The organism is Marinobacter sp., assembly GCF_048269445.1.
Taxonomy (GTDB): domain Bacteria; phylum Pseudomonadota; class Gammaproteobacteria; order Pseudomonadales; family Oleiphilaceae; genus Marinobacter.
The window spans coordinates 177,148-195,152 of sequence record NZ_JBLXIQ010000002.1 but is presented as its reverse complement, the minus strand read 5'-3'; the positions used below and the strand labels follow the sequence as shown (position 1 = coordinate 195,152).

Annotated in this window: 17 protein-coding genes; 11 read left to right on the top strand and 6 right to left on the bottom strand. The window is 57.5% G+C overall.

All coding sequences use genetic code 11. The annotated features are described in order from the left end of the window. Positions 1 to 195 precede the first annotated feature (195 nt). Positions 196 to 804, top strand: coding sequence for a methyltransferase family protein (locus tag ACN0XM_RS04195; RefSeq protein ID WP_417565664.1), 609 nt, complete (start codon positions 196 to 198; stop codon positions 802 to 804). Between the two features lie 26 nt (positions 805 to 830). Here ACN0XM_RS04195 and djlA read toward each other — a convergent pair whose 3' ends face one another. Then, positions 831 to 1,610: a co-chaperone DjlA gene (djlA, locus tag ACN0XM_RS04190; protein ID WP_417565663.1), complete on the bottom strand. Its 780-nt coding sequence runs from the start codon at positions 1,608 to 1,610 to the stop codon at positions 831 to 833. Between the two features lie 112 nt (positions 1,611 to 1,722). On the opposite strand from djlA, the gene alkB reads away from it, so the two are divergent. Then, a complete protein-coding gene (gene alkB / locus ACN0XM_RS04185; protein WP_417565662.1) occupies positions 1,723 to 2,373 on the top strand; it encodes a DNA oxidative demethylase AlkB in 651 nt (216 codons plus the stop codon). Positions 2,374 to 2,377: 4 nt separating this feature from the next. On the opposite strand, the gene ACN0XM_RS04180 is transcribed toward alkB, so the two are convergent. Continuing rightward, positions 2,378 to 3,658: an MgtC/SapB family protein gene (locus tag ACN0XM_RS04180; RefSeq protein ID WP_417565661.1), complete on the bottom strand. Its 1,281-nt coding sequence runs from the start codon at positions 3,656 to 3,658 to the stop codon at positions 2,378 to 2,380. A 331-nt stretch (positions 3,659 to 3,989) separates the two neighbouring features. Here ACN0XM_RS04180 and ACN0XM_RS04175 point away from each other — a divergent pair, with 331 nt between their 5' ends. Both ACN0XM_RS04175 and ACN0XM_RS04170 read left to right on the top strand, forming a co-directional pair. Continuing rightward, positions 3,990 to 5,477, top strand: coding sequence for a SulP family inorganic anion transporter (locus ACN0XM_RS04175; protein ID WP_417565660.1), 1,488 nt, complete (start codon positions 3,990 to 3,992; stop codon positions 5,475 to 5,477). 1 nt (position 5,478) lies between these two features. After that, positions 5,479 to 6,405, top strand: coding sequence for a universal stress protein (locus ACN0XM_RS04170; RefSeq protein ID WP_417565659.1), 927 nt, complete (start codon positions 5,479 to 5,481; stop codon positions 6,403 to 6,405). 19 nt (positions 6,406 to 6,424) lie between these two features. Here ACN0XM_RS04170 and ACN0XM_RS04165 read toward each other — a convergent pair whose 3' ends face one another. Next, complete coding sequence (locus tag ACN0XM_RS04165) at positions 6,425 to 7,099, bottom strand: GntR family transcriptional regulator (RefSeq protein ID WP_417565658.1); 675 nt, start codon at positions 7,097 to 7,099, stop codon at positions 6,425 to 6,427. 141 nt (positions 7,100 to 7,240) lie between these two features. Between ACN0XM_RS04165 and dctP the strand changes: the two genes are divergently transcribed. From dctP to ACN0XM_RS04135, 6 genes are all read left to right on the top strand, one after another. Next, on the top strand, positions 7,241 to 8,239 hold the full coding sequence (gene dctP / locus ACN0XM_RS04160; RefSeq protein ID WP_417565657.1) for a TRAP transporter substrate-binding protein DctP: 999 nt from the start codon (positions 7,241 to 7,243) through the stop codon (positions 8,237 to 8,239). Positions 8,240 to 8,326: 87 nt separating this feature from the next. Further along, entirely contained in the window at positions 8,327 to 8,848 is a 522-nt protein-coding gene (locus ACN0XM_RS04155; RefSeq protein WP_417565656.1) for a TRAP transporter small permease subunit, read from the top strand. 2 nt (positions 8,849 to 8,850) lie between these two features. Continuing rightward, positions 8,851 to 10,188, top strand: coding sequence for a TRAP transporter large permease (locus ACN0XM_RS04150; RefSeq protein WP_417565655.1), 1,338 nt, complete (start codon positions 8,851 to 8,853; stop codon positions 10,186 to 10,188). Positions 10,189 to 10,210: 22 nt separating this feature from the next. Further along, the gene (locus tag ACN0XM_RS04145) at positions 10,211 to 11,572 is read left to right on the top strand and encodes a malonyl-CoA decarboxylase (protein WP_417565654.1); all 1,362 of its coding nucleotides are present in this window, start codon (positions 10,211 to 10,213) and stop codon (positions 11,570 to 11,572) included. After that, positions 11,569 to 13,098 (top strand): malonate--CoA ligase, encoded by a 1,530-nt coding sequence (locus tag ACN0XM_RS04140; protein WP_417565653.1) that lies wholly within the window; start codon positions 11,569 to 11,571, stop codon positions 13,096 to 13,098. The genes ACN0XM_RS04145 and ACN0XM_RS04140 overlap by 4 nt, the downstream gene beginning before the upstream one ends. A gap of 26 nt (positions 13,099 to 13,124) precedes the next feature. After that, the gene (locus tag ACN0XM_RS04135) at positions 13,125 to 13,880 is read left to right on the top strand and encodes an Asp/Glu racemase (RefSeq protein WP_417565652.1); all 756 of its coding nucleotides are present in this window, start codon (positions 13,125 to 13,127) and stop codon (positions 13,878 to 13,880) included. Here the strand turns inward: ACN0XM_RS04135 and ACN0XM_RS04130 are convergent. The 3 genes from ACN0XM_RS04130 to ACN0XM_RS04120 are packed head-to-tail and all read right to left on the bottom strand — an operon-like array spanning position 13,871 to position 16,341. Beyond that, positions 13,871 to 14,278 (bottom strand): GFA family protein, encoded by a 408-nt coding sequence (locus ACN0XM_RS04130; protein ID WP_417565651.1) that lies wholly within the window; start codon positions 14,276 to 14,278, stop codon positions 13,871 to 13,873. The genes ACN0XM_RS04135 and ACN0XM_RS04130 overlap by 10 nt on opposite strands. Before the next feature lie 19 nt (positions 14,279 to 14,297). Then, a complete protein-coding gene (locus ACN0XM_RS04125; RefSeq protein ID WP_417565650.1) occupies positions 14,298 to 15,491 on the bottom strand; it encodes an NAD(P)/FAD-dependent oxidoreductase in 1,194 nt (397 codons plus the stop codon). A gap of 43 nt (positions 15,492 to 15,534) precedes the next feature. Next, positions 15,535 to 16,341 (bottom strand): PhzF family phenazine biosynthesis protein, encoded by an 807-nt coding sequence (locus ACN0XM_RS04120; protein WP_417565649.1) that lies wholly within the window; start codon positions 16,339 to 16,341, stop codon positions 15,535 to 15,537. Between the two features lie 243 nt (positions 16,342 to 16,584). On the opposite strand from ACN0XM_RS04120, the gene ACN0XM_RS04115 reads away from it, so the two are divergent. Further along, positions 16,585 to 18,000, top strand: a complete 1,416-nt coding sequence (locus ACN0XM_RS04115) for a PLP-dependent aminotransferase family protein (protein WP_417566063.1) — start codon at positions 16,585 to 16,587, stop codon at positions 17,998 to 18,000. The last annotated feature ends 5 nt before the right edge of the window (positions 18,001 to 18,005 follow it).

Sequence of the window (18,005 nt, the reverse complement as noted above, 5' to 3'; positions counted from 1 at the left end):
TTTTGAGATACGAGCGGCTTTGGATCTCGGCTCGCTACAGAAAACAGATATTATTTGAGCTTGCTATAAAATTTGGCAGCTGTCGATATGTGGGGCCAATTCAGGCAACCCCTGTCAGTGAATCCGCAGAGGGTGCTTTTCAAGTCAGTTTTCAGGTAATAAGCTTGCAGGCTTAATCCCTGGAAAGCGACATCAATGGAATTTGCAGAACCTCTCGTGCGCCACTTTCTCGGCATCTTTTTCCTGATGATCGGCCTGCAGTTCGCCAGCCGCGGCCTGGGCCTTTTCCAGCGAATGCGCTTTTCCCATATCAATTATGGAGTGCGGGGAAGTGCACCCTGGTGGCACCGGCATATCTTCAATGTGTTTCGGGCACTGATTCTGGGTGTGTGCGTGGCGCGGATTTTCGCGGATATTGACGGATGGCTCGGAGTTTTTGGCTGGCTTTACCATTGGCCGGTGCTGTTGGCCGGAATGTTCTTGCTATTGGCATCGTTCACTGTGGTGAACTACCTGCAGGCTTACATGCATGAGGACTGGCGCTCGGGTATTGACCCGCGGAAGGACCAGCGAAAGCTGCTGACAGAAGGGCCCTTTGCCCGCTCACGGAATCCGTTGTTCCTGACAGTGATGGCGGGCCAACTGGGGTTTTTCCTGGCTCTGCCCAGCGTATTCTCGCTGGTATGCCTGGTGGCCGGTGTGCTGGTAATTACCCGCCAGGCCCGTGAGGAAGAAAAGGCGCTGGCGGTCAAGTTCGGAGAGGATTACGAGCGTTATCGGATTCGGGTGCCGCGCTGGTTCTGAGCCGCTTCCTGCTTTTACTCCGAGCTTTACGCCGACGTTTTTCGGGTTTCTTTGATGACATCGTAGGCGTGGCTGATCTCCCGGGTGCGTTCTTCCGCCATTTCTCTCATGCTCTCGGGCAAACCGCGCCCCGCCAGTTTATCCGGGTGGTTTTCGCTCATCAGTTTGCGGTAAGCCTTCTTGAGCTCCGCATCGCTGGCTGACGGCGGAACCCCCAGGACCTTGTAGGCATCACTGATCTGATCGGCGGACGATGGCTGGCCAGCGCCGGCCCGATTTGTGTGGGCACCCCTGAGCATGGCTTCCAGCTGATCCACCTGGCTCTCGGGCAGCCCCAGACCGCGGGCGATTTTTACCAGCATTTCATGTTCGGCCGGATGGACGACCCCATCCGCTGCAACTGCTGAGACCTGCACCTGAAGAAACATCTGCAGAAACGCAGGCTGCCGGCCACTGGCCTGGAGGAAGCGGTTCAGCTCTGCATCGAGGTCAAAATCCGGCTCCTTGCCGCGGTTGAAAGCGGCTTTCGCCATGGCTTTCTGATCCTCGTTCAGGCGGAAGCGCACGAACAGGGTCTCAGCCATCTGGATTTCGTCCCGGGATATAACACCGTCTGCCTTGCAGAGGGCCCCCATTACGGCAAAGACGGACTCGACAAAGCCGGACTGGATGTTCTGGAGCCGGCCAATCAGACGGCGCTTGAGCCGATTGAAGAGAAAGGCGCCGATTGCCGCACCCACCAGGAAACCGGGGAACTTGCCAAAGGCGTAACCGATCAGACCGCCAACGATGATTGCAAACAGCATTAAATTGTCCTTACCAGGGATGAATCAGCCTATAGAATATACGTGTTTTTCAGTCCGGCTTCATGAACAGGCTTTCATCGACGCCGTTAATCTGTCTGTGGGGGCGTAAGTTATGACGCAAGATCTGTTTGGCGAACTACTGCCGGAACCGACCCGGGAAAACCTGATGGAAGGGGCCGTGGTGCTGCGTCGCTTTGCTCTGGCGGCCGCAGGGCAGCTCCTCAACGACATTCAGCAGGTTACGGCGCAGGCGCCATTTAGGCATATGAAAACCCCCAGTGGTCACACCATGTCGGTTGCCATGAGTTGCTGCGGTGAGCAGGGCTGGGTGACCGACAGCCGGGGCTATCGCTACCAGTCCGAGGATCCTGCTTCAGGCCATCCCTGGCCGGCCATGCCGGAATCTTTCCGGAATCTCGCGGGGGAGGCCGCAGCTGCCGGGGGGTTTGCAGGGTTTGAGACGGATGCCTGCCTGATCAACCGCTACCAACCCGGAGCAAAAATGGGTTTGCACCAGGACAAGGACGAACAGGACTTCAGCCAGCCCATTGTGTCGGTATCCCTGGGGTTGCCGGTGGTGTTCCAGTTTGGCGGGCTGAAACGCAATGAACGTCCTCTGAGGGTCCCGCTCGCCCATGGTGACGTCGTGGTGTGGGGCGGCCCGGCGCGCCTGCGGTACCACGGAGTGTTAACCCTTAAGGCCGGTGGCCACCCGCTGACTGGAGCCTGTCGCTACAATCTGACGTTTCGCAGAGCCCGGTAACTGTTCACTGTAACCAGGCGACCAGCAGCCCCGCCGCCATAGACAGCACCATTGGCACGCCCACAAGTAGCCCTGTCTGGCGGTTGCCAACGACCCCTGCTATGCCGGATTTGACCAGGTTGTTCGTGGCCGCCGCGATCACGATACCGATGACTGCCGTGTTCATAGCCAGGCTGTTGTTGGACATGCGGGTCAGTGAGAGGGTGATGGCGTCGACATCGGCCACACCGGAAGTGGCGGCGAGGGCGTAGATGCCGGCGTTGCCCAGCCAGTTTCGCAAAAACTCGCCCAGCAGCAGGATGGCAGTGAGCAATACCCCAAATAGCAGTGCGGAGGTGAGATCCAGCGGGTTCTGGTTCAGGGCTGGCTGGCTGATCCGGAGCTCGCGAATGTTTTTTCGCCAGATAAACAGAGCCGGCACATAGAGCAGAGCCGTCATGACTACGACTGGCCAGATCAGGCTCGGCAACAGGTTTCGATTGATTACAGAGCAATAAACCAGGATGCGGGGAAACATAGTGCCGCAGGCAATCAGGATACCGGTTGCAAACTGGGCGTTGAGCTGCGGATTTTTCGAAGCCTGACGTGCGAAATGCAGAGTAAGGGCCGTGGAGGAACTTAGCCCGGCAAACAGACTGGTAAACAGGATGCCCTTGCGTGTACCCACCACCCGGATCGCGAAGTAGCCCACAAAGGAAATGGAGGCGATCATCACCACCATCCACCAGATTTCCCGGGGATTAAGCACACCGCCAGGGCCCATTTTCTCATTGGGCAGCAGGGGCAGCATTACCACGGAAATCAACAGCAGCTTGAGCGCCGCATCCAGCTCGTGCTCTTTCAGTTTGTTGACCCAGCCGTGGATGTCTTCCTTGTTGTCCAGAATGATGGCGGTAATGACGGCAGCGGCCGTCGCCATCACCGGATCCACGGCAACCGCCACCGCGCCGAAGCAGAAGGTCAGCACCATGCCGACCATGCCGGTGATACTGAAATTGCGGATGTGTTCGAGGCGCTCACTGTAGGCCACGATCGCCATAGCGACTACGCTGACCAGCAGCACCGGAAACGCCCATTCGGTGATTTCCTGAGCCAGTACCGCAGAAATGCCCCCCAGTAGCCCAACCAGTGCAAAGGTCCGGATGCCGGCAATGCGTTCACCGGATTTCTGTTCCCGGGCTTCCCATCCCCGTTCCAGGCCGATAATGGCGCCGAGCAGAAGGGCGACGGCAAGGTTCAGCGTGGTCTGGTTTCCGGCCAGAAACTGGGAGGCAACATCATCCATGGGCGGGTACAGACTCCTGTTAATGATTGAATATCTTAATGATAGCAGCAGAGGCAACCGGTCGTTACAGCGCTAAGGATTTACCCCATCCGCCTTACTTTCCGTTGAGGGGTCTGGTAAGCTTCGCGACCCGAAATTCGCAGTTACCTGACTTTCATCAACCGTGTAGAAAACCAATACTGTGACGATCCTTCCGCCCTAGCGTTCAGATTCCTCTCCCTCTGGTTATTATCCTGAGCGATATGCCCATAGCCAACACTCGTTATGTTGGATGCAATCGACGGTTTTTCTCAGTTTTTCTTTCCTCGCAGCTAACTGGAAACCCCAAATTATGGTGAATTCCTTAAAGGCCAACTGGCTTTCGAACGTTCGTGGCGATGTACTTGCCGGCATTGTGGTGGCCCTCGCCCTGATTCCGGAGGCCATCGCTTTTTCCATCATTGCCGGTGTCGATCCCAAAGTGGGACTGTACGCATCGTTCTGTATTGCAGTGATCATTGCCTTCGTGGGCGGCCGCCCCGGCATGATCTCCGCTGCTACTGGCGCCATGGCTTTGTTGATGGTCACCCTGGTGAAGGATCATGGCCTTGAATACCTCCTGGCGGCAACGCTGCTGACAGGTGTGATCCAGATAGTCTTCGGCTACCTAAAGCTTGGCGGCCTGATGCGCTTTGTTTCCCGGTCGGTTGTTACCGGCTTCGTGAACGCACTGGCCATCCTTATCTTCATGGCGCAGCTGCCGGAGCTGACCAATGTCACCTGGCACGTCTACGCCATGACGGCGGCCGGCCTGGGCATTATCTACCTCTTCCCGCTGCTGCCCAGGGTTGGCAAAATTCTGCCTTCGCCGCTGGTCTGTATCGTTGTGCTCACCGGCGTTGCCATGTACCTGAACCTGGACATCCGTACGGTGGGCGATATGGGTGAGCTTCCCGATACCCTGCCGATTTTCCTGTGGCCGGATGTGCCTCTGAATTTTGAAACCCTGATGATTATTTTGCCTTATTCCGTGGGGCTGGCGGTTGTTGGCTTGCTGGAATCCATGATGACCGCAACCATTGTGGATGACCTGACTGATACCACCAGCGACCGTAACCGCGAGTGCAAGGGCCAGGGTATCGCCAACATCGGTTCCGGCCTGCTTGGCGGTATGGCCGGTTGTGCGATGATCGGGCAGTCCATCATAAACGTGAAGTCCGGCGGCCGTACCCGGCTTTCAACGCTGACTGCCGGTGTTTTTCTGCTGGTTATGGTGCTGGTGCTGGACAAGTGGCTGGTTCAGATACCCATGGCGGCCCTGGTTGCGGTCATGATCATGGTTTCGATTGGTACCTTCAGCTGGGGCTCTATCAAGAATCTGAAGGAGCATCCGCTTTCCACCAACATTGTGATGGTTGTTACCGTTATCGTGGTGGTAGCCACCCACAACCTGGCCTTCGGTGTGCTGGCCGGCGTGCTCCTGGCGGCTCTGTTCTTCGCCAACAAGGTGGGACACTACATGCTCGTCACCTCGGAGCTGGATGAGGCAACGGATACCCGCACCTACCGGGTGGTTGGTCAGGTATTCTTCAGTTCCTCGGAAAAATTCACCGAATCCTTTGATTTCAAAGAAGCAGTGGATAATGTGGTCATTGATCTGAGCAGGGCGCACTTCTGGGATATAACAGCAGTAGGTGCTCTGGACAAGGCCGTGATCAAGTTCCGCCGAGAAGGGGCGGAAGTTGAGGTAATCGGGCTGAACGAAGCCAGTGCCACAATCGTTGACCGCTTTGGTTTGCACGACAAGCCGGACGCCGTTGACCAGCTGATGGGGCACTGACATGACACAGGCCAAAAAATCCAACGGCGATCGCAGTCAGAATAACAACCACAAAGATCATGAAGGCGAGGTTGAGATGTTACGAGTAGTTGCCTGTATCGATGGCTCCGAGGCGGCCCCAGCTGTCTGCGATTATGCTGCCTGGGCCAGCAAGCACATGGAAACCCCCATGATGCTGCTGCACGTGCTTGACGAAGAACGTTACCCGGCAGAGCCGGACCTGGCCGGAAACATCGGCCTGGGTAGCCGCGAGCAATTGCTGGAAGATCTGGCGGAGCTTGACCGTAAACGTGCCAAGCTGGCCCTGGAACACGGCCATCATATGATGGATGAAGCAGAAAAGCGGGTTCGCGATGCCGGCATTACCGACGTGGTTCAGCGCCAGCGCCACGGCGACCTGACTGAATCCCTGCTGGCTCTGGAAAATCAGACCCGCCTGCTGGTAATGGGCCTGCACGGTGAGAGCAGCTCCGGGCGCGATACCCACATTGGCAGCCAGCTGGAAACAGTCATCCGCAGCATGCACCGCCCGATTCTCCTGGTGCCGGACGAGTTCTCCCAGCCCCGCAGTGCCATGCTCGCCTTCGATGGCAGCGCGACCGCAGTCAAAGGGGTGGAGCTGTTGGCTGGCAGCCCAGTACTGAAAGGTATGCCTCTGCACCTGGTGATGATTGGTGCAGACACCAATGACCGCTGGGAGCAGCTCAGGAAAGCCGAGAAAATGCTGGTGGGGCTGGAATCTGAAATCACTCTGGCCATTCGTGCCGGGGATGTGGAGCCTGCTTTGCACGCCTATCAGGAAGAGCACGATATCGACATTCTGGTGATGGGCGCCTACGGCCATTCCCGCATCCGGCAGTTCCTCGTGGGCAGCACGACTACGACAATGCTGAAAACCGCCAAAAAGCCGCTGGTGGTTCTCCGCTAAGCACTCAAGGTAATTCTTCTCAGGAGGCGACCTGGGAAGAATTACCAAATGTCTTGACCTGCGATACGAAGTCGCTGAATCGGGTGCCCTGAATCAGCACATGCTCTTTCAGGTATTGCTCGGCGTCCCGCTCTTTGCCGTTCTCAATGGCCTCGAAAATTTTCCGATGCTCTTCGATTGAGTTGGAGACCCGGTTGCGAGCCTGAAGCTGCATGCGGCGATAGGGTTTCAGGCGCTGTTTAAGCTGGCGCGCCTCAGAGGCGAGGAACTGGTTGTGGCTGGCAGCATAAATGCAGTTGTGGAACTCTTCATTTTCGTAGTAATAATCGTCCGGGTCCGCCATCACCTCGGGATCTTCACAGCGAAGCAGCGCTGATCGAAGGGCTTCCAGCTCCCCGGTTTGAATCCTTCTGGCTGCCAGTCGTCCGCACATACCCTCCAGCTCCGCCATTACTTCAAACATCTCGATCAGCTGGTCCAGGCTCATTTTGGCGACGAACGTGCCTTTTTTTGGCTTTACGTTCACCAGTCCGCTGACCACTAACTGCTGAACGGCTTCGCGAATGGGGGTTCTGGACACGCCGTACTGCCTGGCGAGCGCATCGTGGTCCAGCTTGTCTCCCGGTAACAGGCGGCCGTTGATGATGTCTTCTTCCAGAGCATCTTTCAGTTTCTGGGTATTCGAGCGTTTCATGGGTTCTTTCCTGCTCGCGATGAAATCTGGTTTGGTCATACTTTAGTCAATACCTGTTGACAAGAATATACATCAAGTCTAATGATGTATACATCAGATAAGTCTGATTGATACTACAAAAACAATTACGGAGACCAAACGATGAAAATGCCCTTCGCTAAGTTGGCCATAGCGGCCTCCCTGTCTATATTTTTTTCCGGTATTGCCGCGGCTGATACCGTTTTGCGAGTATCGCACCAGTTCCCGGGTGGTAAAGGGGACGTCAGAGACGAGATGGTCCAGTTGATGGCCCGTGAAGTCGCCGCCGCAAACGTTGGTCTGGAGCTTCAGGTCTATCCGGGGCAGTCCCTGTTCAAGGCCAAGGAGCAGTGGGGTGCCCTGGTTCGTGGCCGAGTCGACATGATTTCCCTGCCATTGGACTACGCCAGTGGCCGCCATCCGGAATTCTCCGCAACATTGATGCCCGGGCTGGTTCGTAACCACGAGCGTGCGCAGCGCCTGAACGATTCCGAGTTCATGGGCATGATCAAGAAAGTCATCAATGACGCCGGTGCCAAGGTGCTTGCAGATGCATGGCTTGCGGGTGGCTTTGCTTCGAACACACAGTGCATTACCTCACCGGATACCGTAAAAGGTCAAACTCTTCGCGCTGCTGGGCCGGCGTTTGACGAAATGCTGGCAACCGCAGGTGCCTCCATTGCGTCCATGCCTTCGTCAGAAATTTACACCGCGATGCAGACAGGCGTGCTTGATGGTGCCAACACCTCCTCAGGCTCGTTCGTATCCTACCGTATCTATGAGCAGGTCACCTGCCTGACGGCGCCGGGCGAGAACGCACTCTGGTTCATGTATGAGCCTGTCCTGATTTCCGAGCAAAGCTGGAACAATCTGAATGCGGAGCAACAGGCTGCTCTGTCCGCGGCTGGCCAGAAAGCAGAAGAGTATTTTGCCAAAGAGGCAGCCGGACTCGACCAGAAGATGATTGACGTCTTCTCCGAGAATGGCGTTGAAGTTGTCAACATGACGCCCGAGAACTATCAGGCATGGCTCGACATTGCCAAGAAGAGTTCCTACAAAACCTTCGCGGAAAATGTTCCCAATGGCCAAGCCCTGATTGATGCGGCCCTGGCGGTCGAATAACACACCTGTCATTGAACCTTGTGTTCATCACGCCCTGTCCCGGCCCGTCGCCGGGCAGGGTTGGAACAACTTTTCCCGGGTTTTTTTATGTCCCAATCTTCCAGTTATCGAAGAGCCTCAGAGCGAGGCATACCCGGCGGGTATATCCGCTGCATGGATGCCGTCTCGGTTGCCGCTGCGATTGTAGCGGGAGCTTTGCTTGCCCTCGGTGTTCTGTCCGTCGTCCACATGGTTTTTGTCCGTTATGTGATGGGCGAGAGTACAGTCTGGCAGACCGAGTTCACGACCTTCGCCATTACCGCCTCCATGCTCTTGGGTACGCCTTATGTGCTTAAAACTGGCGGTCATGTTGCAGTAACGGTTTTACCCGACGCACTTAGAGGCCTGCCCAAGCGCCTGATGCGGTTGACGGCCTCTCTGGTGGGCCTGGCCTTCTGCCTGGCTCTGGCATACGGCTCCTGGTATTACTTCTATGAGGCCTACGCTTCCGACTGGACCACTGGCACCGTCTGGAATCCGCCGCTGTGGCCGGCCGTCCTGCCGGTGGCTTTGGGCGCTTCTCTTTTGTCGCTGCAATATCTGGCTGAAATTCTGCGAGCGGAGCTGTAATCATGGACCCGGTAACTAGCGGTATTCTTGTTGTTGTGGTTTTGCTGGTATTGATGGCCATCGGAACACCGATTGCGTTTGCACTCGGGGCGGTCTCACTTGGAGCTCTGATCCTGGATCGTGGCGTCGGCGAACTGATCTATTTTGGCGAAACTTTTTTCGGCAGTGTGGCGTCGTTCGGCTTCGTTGCCATTCCCATGTTCATCCTGATGGGTGCCGCGGTGGCTTCGTCGCCTACGGGGCGTGACTTGTATCGTTCACTGGACCTCTGGATGGGTAAACTGCCGGGCGGCCTTGCGATCTCTAATATTGCCGCCTGTTCGATTTTTGCAGCACTTTCCGGCTCCTCGCCGGCAACGAGTGCCGCCATCGGCAAGCTCGGTATTCCCGAAATGCGCAAGCGCGGCTATCCCGATGGGGTGGCTGCTGGTTGTATCGCGGCCGGCGGGACTCTCGGCATTCTGATCCCGCCTTCGGTTACGATGATTGTTTATGGCATCTCGACCGAGACGTCCATTGGCCGTCTGTTCATAGCGGGAGCCATTCCCGGTCTGATGCTGGCAGGGTTGTTCATGGTCTGGACCCTGATTGCCTGCAAGCTTGCCGGTGGCTATAACAGCCCGAACCCGGTGGCCGAGGCAGCCGCTCAGATCAAAGAGAATGTTGAAGGCAACATCAAGGCTCTGATTCGGGTGGTTCCGTTCCTGCTGGTAGTGATGGGGATCCTGTTTGCGCTGTATGGTGGCGTGGCAACCCCTTCCGAGGCGGCCGGTGTCGGGGCTTTCCTGTGCCTGGGGCTTGCGGTCATCGTGTATCGCATGTGGCAGGTCAAACCGGTGGGCAATATCATGCGCGACGCGCTTCGCGAGAGCGTGATGATCATGTTGATCATTGCCACCGCCGAGATTTTCGCTTTTGCGCTGTCTTCCCTGTTCATCACTCAGACTGTGGCCGGAGCGATCGCCGACCTTGAGGTGAATCGCTGGGTTCTGATGGGCGTGATCAACCTCTTCCTGCTGGTTGCCGGGTTCTTCCTCCCGCCGGTTGCGGTCATCGTGATGGCGGCACCGATCCTCTTGCCCATCATTCTTGCGGCGAATTTCGACCCCTACTGGTTCGCGGTCATTCTGACCATCAACCTGGAGATTGGTCTGATTACCCCGCCAGTGGGCCTCAACCTTTTCATCATCAAGGGCATTGCCCCCGATATAGCGCTTCGGGACATTCTCCTCGGAAGCCTGCCTTATGCGCTTTGCATGATTCTGGGCATCCTGCTGCTGTGCTTCTTCCCGGAGATTGCCTTGTGGCTGCCGAATCTGATTATGGGCGAAGGCACCTGATGCCGGAACTGGGGTTATCACTATGAACATGAGTTTTCTGCAAGAGCTGTTCAGTAGCATCACCCAGCGTGACGCGTTACAGCGCAAATTTGGCGCCAGGAAAACGGCATACAATCATAAGGATCTTGAGGCAGCGTGTGATGAACTGCTGAACAGCGACGGCGAGGCAGCCAGCATTGTTTTGGCCAGTCGAGCCCTGGATATCTACGAGTCTCTGACCGATGAAGATAAGCAGGCTTTCTTCGGAACGCTGGCCAGAAACTTTGCGGCCGATCCGGACAAAATCGACGAAGCCTACAGGGTATACAAAACTGACCGCTGCAACAGGAACCTGGCCCGGCTGTTTGCAGTTAGTGAGCCGCTCCGGCAGGAGCTGCTCCGGCGGCTCAACCTGGCACAGGGCGCGACCTATGAACTGGTGAAAATGCGCCAGGACTTCCTCAGACTGATGCAGGGGCACAAGGATTTTGAACCGATCAATGCGGATTTCATCCACCTCTTTGGCTCCTGGTTCAATCGGGGTTTCCTGGTGTTACGGCGTATTGACTGGAACACGCCAGCCTCAATTCTGGAGAAAATCATCCGGTACGAGGCAGTGCATAAAATTCAGGGGTGGGACGATCTGCGGCGCCGGCTGGATAATCGCGACCGTCGCTGCTTTGGCTTTTTCCACCCCGCTATCGGTGATGAACCGCTGATTTTTGTTGAGGTGGCTCTGACCAAGGGCATACCTGACAAGATCCAGCCCATTCTTGCCCACGACCGTTATGACATCGATGCCCCTGAACTGGCGGATTCTGCCGCGTTCTTTGGTATCAGCAACTGTCAGGTCGGGTTACGTGGTATTTCCTTCGGCAATTTCCTGATCAAACAGGTTGTGCAGGAACTCAAGCAGGAACTGCCAAATCTGAAGAACTTTGTGACTCTTTCGCCATTGCCAATGTTCCGCAGCTGGCTGGAGAAAACCTATCAGGAAGATTCAGGCGTACTGACGCCCGAGGCCCAGGAGGTGCTGAGCCACCTGGATAATCCCGAATGGAGCAAAGAGCCGGAACTGGCAGAGCGCCTGAACGACGTTGTTCGGCCATTGGCGGCTCGTTACCTGCTGAAAGAAAAGAACGGATCAAACCTGCCGCTAAATCCGGTGGCTCGGTTTCACCTGGGCAATGGCGCCGAATTGTACCGGATCAACTGGCTTGGCGATGTCTCGGACAGCGGAATGAAGCAGTCCGCAGGCCTAATGGTTAACTATTTGTATGTGCTTGAAAATATTGAACGAAACAACGAAAAATACTCCGCCAGGGGTGAGATTGTCTGCTCCTCCAGCGTGCGTGAACTGAGTAAGCTTGGCCGGAAGCTGCTCCAAGGAGAACTTGAGAAATGAACCAGAACCTATTTAATACGTTTGCCACCAGGATGGAGGCCCGTGGTAGCGCGAATTTCATCACTACCCCTGAAGGCAAGGAATATTCCTACGCCGAAGCGCTGGGTATAACGGAGCGGATTGCCGGTGCCCTGAAGCAGCTCGGTGTCAAACCCGGCGACAGGGTTGCAGTCCAGGTTGATAAAAGCCCTGAGGCCATTCTGTTGTATCTGGCGACCTTGCGCGTGGGTGGCGTTTACCTGCCCCTCAACACCGGCTATACGCCTGACGAAATTGGCTACTTCCTGGGCGACGCCGAACCCGCATTGTTTGTGTGCCAGCCGGAGGCTTTGGAGGCTGCAAAGGCCATTGCCGACGAAACCGGGTGTCCTCGGGTCGAGACACTGGGTACGAATGCGGACGGCTCATTGATGGACGTCGTGGCCGGCGCGGAGGCATTCACCGGCATCGAACAGCGCAGCGATGACGACCTGGCGGCCATTCTCTATACGTCGGGCACCACCGGTCGCTCCAAGGGCGCCATGCTGACCCACAGAAACCTGGGTTCGAACGGTAAGAGCCTCGTGGAGGCCTGGCGTTTCACCGAAAATGATCGGTTGATTCATGCCCTGCCAATTTTTCACACGCACGGCCTGTTCGTGGCCTGCAACGTGATGCTGATTTCCGGTGGCAGCCTGTACTTCATGTCGAAATTCGACGTGGATACGATCATCGCCGCCATGCCGGAGGGCACAGCACTTATGGGGGTGCCAACCTTCTACACGAGACTGCTTCAGGATGACCGCCTGACACCGGAGTTGACGGCAAATATGCGGATATTCACCTCCGGTTCGGCACCGCTGACGGCGGAAACCCATCAGCAGTTCCAGCAGCGGACAGGGCATGCCATTCTTGAGCGCTACGGCATGACCGAAACCAACATGAACACCTCCAACCCCTATGACGGTGACCGTATCGCCGGTACCGTGGGTTTGCCCCTCCCGGGCGTGGAAATCCGCATTACCAACCCGGAAACTGGCGACCATCAGCCATTGCCACAGGGCGAAATCGGCATGCTGGAAGTGCGTGGGCCGAACGTTTTCAAGGGCTACTGGCGCATGCCGGAGAAAACCAGGGCAGAGCTGCTCGATGATGGGTTCTTTGTGACCGGTGACCTGGCTCTGGTCGACGAACGTGGCTATGTCCAGATCGTTGGCCGCGACAAGGATTTGGTGATATCCGGCGGTTTCAATGTTTACCCGAAAGAAGTGGAACAGGTGATCGATGCCATGCCGGAAGTGATGGAGTCAGCAGTGATCGGTGTGCCGCACCCGGATTTTGGCGAGGGCGTAACAGCGATTGTGGTGCTCCTGCCGGGGCAAAAGCTGGAAGAGGCCGATGTCATCAAGGCATTGGCGGGTCATCTGGCCAAATTCAAGCAGCCCAAGCGGGTCTTCTTTGTGGAAGCCTTGCCCCGCAACACGATGGGTAAGGTCCAGAAGAAGCAGCTCCGGGATGAGTACAAAGACATTTACCAGAACACTTGACCGGTCCCGGCGTTGGAGAGGCAAACATGACCAGAAGTTTTCGTATCGGCCAGATCGTACCGAGTTCCAACACCACCATGGAGACGGAAATTCCCGCCATGCTGCGGGCCCGCGAGGAAGTGGAACCAGAGCGGTTCACTTTCCACTCCAGCCGGATGCGCATGAAGAAAGTCACCAGGGAAGAACTGGCGGCCATGGACGACGAGTCCGACCGGTGTGCTCTTGAGCTATCCGATGCGGCCGTGGACGTGATGGGCTACGCCTGCCTGGTGGCTATCATGAGCCGGGGAGCGGGTTACCACCGCGAATCCCAGGCCCGGTTGCACGGTGTCACCGTGGATAACGGACACCCGACCCCGATCGTCAGCAGTGCCGGCGCTCTGACAGAGGGCCTTGGTATTCTGGGGGCCAAGCGTGTAGCGATCATCACGCCCTATATGAAACCTCTGACCCAAATGGTCATTGACTACATTGAGGCGGAGGGCATTCAGGTGGTGGACAGCATTGCGCTGGAAATCCCGGACAACCTGGAAGTAGGTCGCCGGGATCCGTTGGCATTGACCGAGATCGTCAAGCGCCTGGATATCAGCAAGGCCGATGCCGTTGTACTTTCGGCGTGTGTGCAGATGCCGTCGCTGGCATCGATTCAGCAGGTTGAGGATTCATTGGGGTTGCCGGTGGTGTCCGCGGCAACCTGTACGACCTATCAGATCCTGAAGGAGCTGAACCTGAAACCTCTGGTGCCCAATGCCGGCAAGCTTCTGAACGGCAGCTACGCCTGAGGACGGGGGCCCGGGAACTGGGGCAGGTCATCCGTGATCTGCCACCAGTCGGCCCTCGAGTCGGTGAACGCGTGGCCTGCCAGCGGCGTCTCCAGCGGCCCGTCGAGGAGCCCTGCACGTACGCGAAGCACTTCGGGTGCGCTGGCTCTCCGGCTGAAAATCGGGGAGCCGCACCTGCGGCAGAAGACTCGCTCCTTGCCCGGTGACGATTCAAAACCTGACAGACTGTCCTCCCCGGTGAGCAGGCGGAACTGGCTCGCCGCTACCGGAATATTGGCGGCGAATGCGGTGCCTTGGGCCCTGCGACATTGACTGCAGTGGCATAGTTCGATCGGTGCCAGCTTGCCCTCAATTTCGAACACGATCTGGCCGCAAAGACAGTGACCTGTTGTTTTCATATCTCTCCTTATAATTCGATCAGGCATTGTTTCCCGCCGCCACTCCGGACGCCCAGGCCCATTGGAAATTGTGGCCCCCGAGGTGTCCGGTAACATCCACCACCTCTCCGATGAAATACAGGTTTGGCCGCTCCAGAACCGCCATGGTTTTGGAGGAGAGCTGGCGGGTGTCAACGCCACCGAGGGTGACCTCGGCGGTTCGGTAGCCTTCGGTGCCGGCAGGCTTGATGGACCACTGGCCCAGGGCTTCCGCCGCCTGTTCGATATCGCTGTTCTTGTATCCCTGCAAAGGTCCGGCCCAGCCCTGCAATTCGTTAAAGGCCTGGGCGAACCGTTTCGGCAAGTGTTGCGCCAGGTACTGACCGATCGTCGATTGCGGGCGGGTTTTACGCAGGTTGAGCAGGTCTTCCTTGATTCTGCAGGCCGGCAGCAGATTAATGGCCAGGCTGTCTCCGGGCTCCCAGAAACTGGAAATCTGCAGCATGGCCGGGCCACTGAGCCCCCGGTGCGTCACCAGCATGGGCTCCCGGAAATGCTGGTCGTGGCAGTGCACAGCCACCGGGCAACTGACGCCCGACAGGGGCGCAAGCTGTACCTTGAGTTCCGGTTGCAGGGTAAACGGAACCAGGCCGGCCCGGGTGGGCAGTACCTCCAGTCCGAACTGGTTTGCCATTTCGTACCCAAAGCCGGTGGCCCCCATGGTGGGAATCGACAGCCCGCCGGTGGCGATCACCAGGGATTCACAGATCAGATCACCGGAACCGCTTCGCAGGCGGTAACCCGAGTCGGTTTCGCTGACGCGCTCGACGGTTGTCTTCATGCGAACTTCGGCGCCCGCCCATTCGCATTCGGTCAGCAGCAGGTTGAGGATGTCCTTTGCGCTGTCCTTGCAGAACAGCTGGCCGGGTGCTTTTTCCTCGTGCTCAATGCCGTGGCGGTCCACCAGTTCCAGGAAATCCTGGGGGGTATAGCGTTTCAGAGCAGAAATACAGTAGTGAGGGTTATCCGACAGGAAGTTGGCAGGTGTGCTGTTCAGATTGGTGAAGTTGCAGCGCCCACCGCCAGACATCAGGATCTTTTTGCCCGGCTTGTTGGCGTGGTCCAGCACCAGCACGCGGCGGCCCCGGTAGCCGGCGGTGGCCGCGCACATAAGGCCCGCTGCGCCGGCACCGATGATGATTACGTCGTACTTAGATGCTGAACCTGCCGCCATACTGCCCGCCAATCGAAGAAACCCGGCGGGCAGTATACCAGTCTCACGGCAGGTAGACGGAGCCTTCCATGTAGAAGGCTGCCTGGCCGGCAATGTCTACCCGGTTACCCTTCAGTTCACAGCGCAGCACACCGCCCCGGGCGGAAATCTGCCGGGCTTCAAGCCGTTTCTTTCCGAGCCTTTTGGCCCAGTAGGGCACCAGTACGCTGTGGATGGAGCCGGTAACCGGGTCTTCATCAATGCCTCCCCCCGGGGCAAAGTAGCGACTGACAAAATCACACTCCGTGCCCGGCGCGGTCACAATCAGCCCCAGATTACCCAATTCCTTCAGCTTCCGGATATCCGGTTGGGCCGCCCGCACGGCAGCTTCGTCTTCCAGAACCACCATGTAATTGGTGTCATTCGGAACAAAAAACGCGGTTTGGGGAGCGCCTTCCAGCGCTTCCAGAATCAATGCCGGTGTCGGCTGCTCCTCCGGTGTAAACTTCGGAAAATCCAGTATCAGCCAGCCATCGTTGGTTTGCCTGACCGCGAGCGGGCCGCTTTTGGAGTGGAAGCGGATCTGTTCCCGGTCCCAGCCAAGCTTGTTGAAGAGGACCCAGGCGCTGGCCAGGGTGGCGTGGCCACACAGCGGCACTTCAATGCCCGGGGTAAACCAGCGAATGTGGAAGTCGGCCTCGTCGTCTTCTGGCAGGGGCACGAAAAAGGCGGTTTCTGAAAGGTTGTTCTCGATGGCAAGCGCGAGCATGGTTTCATCCGGAAGCCAGCGTTCCAGGGGCATGACCGCCGCCGGATTGCCGCCGAAGATCTTGCTGGTAAACGCATCAACCTGATAGATGGGATAGCTCATAACGTGTTCTCCTGAAAGTGCCGTTCAGCGTAGTCGAAAAGGGCCTGGTGATCATGTTGGTATTCTAAACCTTGCACTGACAGCCATAACAGATTCAGATAATCTGTTTTTGAACCGGTACAGAGAAGAAGTGGCGGTATCTGTACCGGTCAGATTCTGGCGCATCTGTGCTGCATAGATGCCCTTCGGGTTTGGTGCAATAGATCTGTGACTCCCAAAGGACCCATAGCCGAGGAACGTGTGATGGGCATTCTCTACAATCAGGTGGCGGACCAGCTCCAGGCGCTGATTCATGAAGGCGTGTACCGGGACGGCGACCGGCTTCCAGGCGTGCGTGTGCTCAGCCGGCAGTTGGGGGTGAGCATTTCGACCATCCTGCAGGCACACCAGACACTGGAGGCCCGAGGCTTTCTCCAGGCCCGCGAGCGCAGTGGCTATTTCGTGCGCCTGCCAGAGGTGGATGCGCCCGAACCGGTGATGCGCCGGCACCGAAGCCGCCCGGTACCCGTCAGTGCCCGTGAAATGACCCTGGATCTGTGTGCTGACGAGCAGAAGCGCATGGTGCCTCTGGCTACTGCCATTCCCCACCCGGATTACCTGCCACTCAGGCAAATCCAGCAGAGCACCCTGTGGGCGGCGCGCAGAGGACTGGAAACGTTGGATTACGCCTTTCCCGGTAAGGAATCGTTCCGGCGGCAGATTGCCCAGCGAATGGCGACACTCGGGGTGCCGATAACACCGGATGATGTCCTGGCCACAAATGGTGCTCAGGAGGCCATCATTCTGGCGCTCCGGGCAGTGACCCAGCCCGGCGATATTGTGGCGGTTGAATCGCCGTCTTTTCCCGGCATTCTCCAGGCCCTCGAAGTGGTCGGCCTGAAGGTTATCGAGATTCCGACGCATCCCTCCGAGGGACTGAGCCTGGAAGGGTTACAGCTGGCACTGGAGCAGTGGCCTCTGAAAGCCTGCGTAGTCGTGACTAATCACAGCAACCCCATGGGTGCGAGAATGTCGGATGAGCGCAAGAAGCAGTTGGTCTCCATGCTGGCGGCGGCTGCGGTTCCTCTTATCGAGGATGATATCTACGGTGATCTGCACCACGCCGGGGATCGGCCACGACCGGCCAAGGCTTTCGACCGTACCGATAACGTGATTTACTGCAGCTCCTTTTCGAAAACCATCTCACCGGGACTTCGTCTTGGCTGGATGGTGCCCGGCCGATACATGGCCAGCGCCAGGCAGCACAAGTATTTCGTAAATCTGGCTACGTCCTCGATTCCCCAGATGGCGGTGGCGCATTTTCTGGAGCAGGGCGGTTATGATCGTTATCTGCGGTCGGCGCGGCAGCACTATCGTGAGTGCACCGAGCGGATGCGGACCGCCGTGGCTCGGGCTTTCCCGGAAGGCACGGCCGTGAGCCGTCCCCAGGGCGGGTTTGTGCTCTGGGTTCAGTTGCCGGACGGCGTTTCCGGAACGGAGGTGTACCAGAGGGCCAGGGTGGAAAACATCAACGTGGCCCCGGGGTTGATGTTTTCAACCGCCAACAAATTCGAGAACTGCCTGAGACTGAACAGCGCCAACCCCTGGAGTGAACGTATTGAACAGGCGGTTGGCAGGCTGGGTGCGCTGGCTCACGATGTCCAGACGGCGGCGCGGTAGGACCA

What these genes read in the sequence shown, in the direction of transcription:
- ACN0XM_RS04195 (WP_417565664.1), top strand. Translation starts at nt 196, where the DNA reads ATGGAATTTGCAGAACCTCTCGTGCGCCACTTTCTCGGCATCTTTTTC.
- djlA (WP_417565663.1), bottom strand. Translation starts at nt 1,610, where the DNA reads ATGCTGTTTGCAATCATCGTTGGCGGTCTGATCGGTTACGCCTTTGGC.
- alkB (WP_417565662.1), top strand. Translation starts at nt 1,723, where the DNA reads ATGACGCAAGATCTGTTTGGCGAACTACTGCCGGAACCGACCCGGGAA.
- ACN0XM_RS04180 (WP_417565661.1), bottom strand. Translation starts at nt 3,658, where the DNA reads ATGGATGATGTTGCCTCCCAGTTTCTGGCCGGAAACCAGACCACGCTG.
- ACN0XM_RS04175 (WP_417565660.1), top strand. Translation starts at nt 3,990, where the DNA reads ATGGTGAATTCCTTAAAGGCCAACTGGCTTTCGAACGTTCGTGGCGAT.
- ACN0XM_RS04170 (WP_417565659.1), top strand. Translation starts at nt 5,479, where the DNA reads ATGACACAGGCCAAAAAATCCAACGGCGATCGCAGTCAGAATAACAAC.
- ACN0XM_RS04165 (WP_417565658.1), bottom strand. Translation starts at nt 7,099, where the DNA reads ATGAAACGCTCGAATACCCAGAAACTGAAAGATGCTCTGGAAGAAGAC.
- dctP (WP_417565657.1), top strand. Translation starts at nt 7,241, where the DNA reads ATGAAAATGCCCTTCGCTAAGTTGGCCATAGCGGCCTCCCTGTCTATA.
- ACN0XM_RS04155 (WP_417565656.1), top strand. Translation starts at nt 8,327, where the DNA reads ATGTCCCAATCTTCCAGTTATCGAAGAGCCTCAGAGCGAGGCATACCC.
- ACN0XM_RS04150 (WP_417565655.1), top strand. Translation starts at nt 8,851, where the DNA reads ATGGACCCGGTAACTAGCGGTATTCTTGTTGTTGTGGTTTTGCTGGTA.
- ACN0XM_RS04145 (WP_417565654.1), top strand. Translation starts at nt 10,211, where the DNA reads ATGAACATGAGTTTTCTGCAAGAGCTGTTCAGTAGCATCACCCAGCGT.
- ACN0XM_RS04140 (WP_417565653.1), top strand. Translation starts at nt 11,569, where the DNA reads ATGAACCAGAACCTATTTAATACGTTTGCCACCAGGATGGAGGCCCGT.
- ACN0XM_RS04135 (WP_417565652.1), top strand. Translation starts at nt 13,125, where the DNA reads ATGACCAGAAGTTTTCGTATCGGCCAGATCGTACCGAGTTCCAACACC.
- ACN0XM_RS04130 (WP_417565651.1), bottom strand. Translation starts at nt 14,278, where the DNA reads ATGAAAACAACAGGTCACTGTCTTTGCGGCCAGATCGTGTTCGAAATT.
- ACN0XM_RS04125 (WP_417565650.1), bottom strand. Translation starts at nt 15,491, where the DNA reads ATGGCGGCAGGTTCAGCATCTAAGTACGACGTAATCATCATCGGTGCC.
- ACN0XM_RS04120 (WP_417565649.1), bottom strand. Translation starts at nt 16,341, where the DNA reads ATGAGCTATCCCATCTATCAGGTTGATGCGTTTACCAGCAAGATCTTC.
- ACN0XM_RS04115 (WP_417566063.1), top strand. Translation starts at nt 16,585, where the DNA reads ATGGGCATTCTCTACAATCAGGTGGCGGACCAGCTCCAGGCGCTGATT.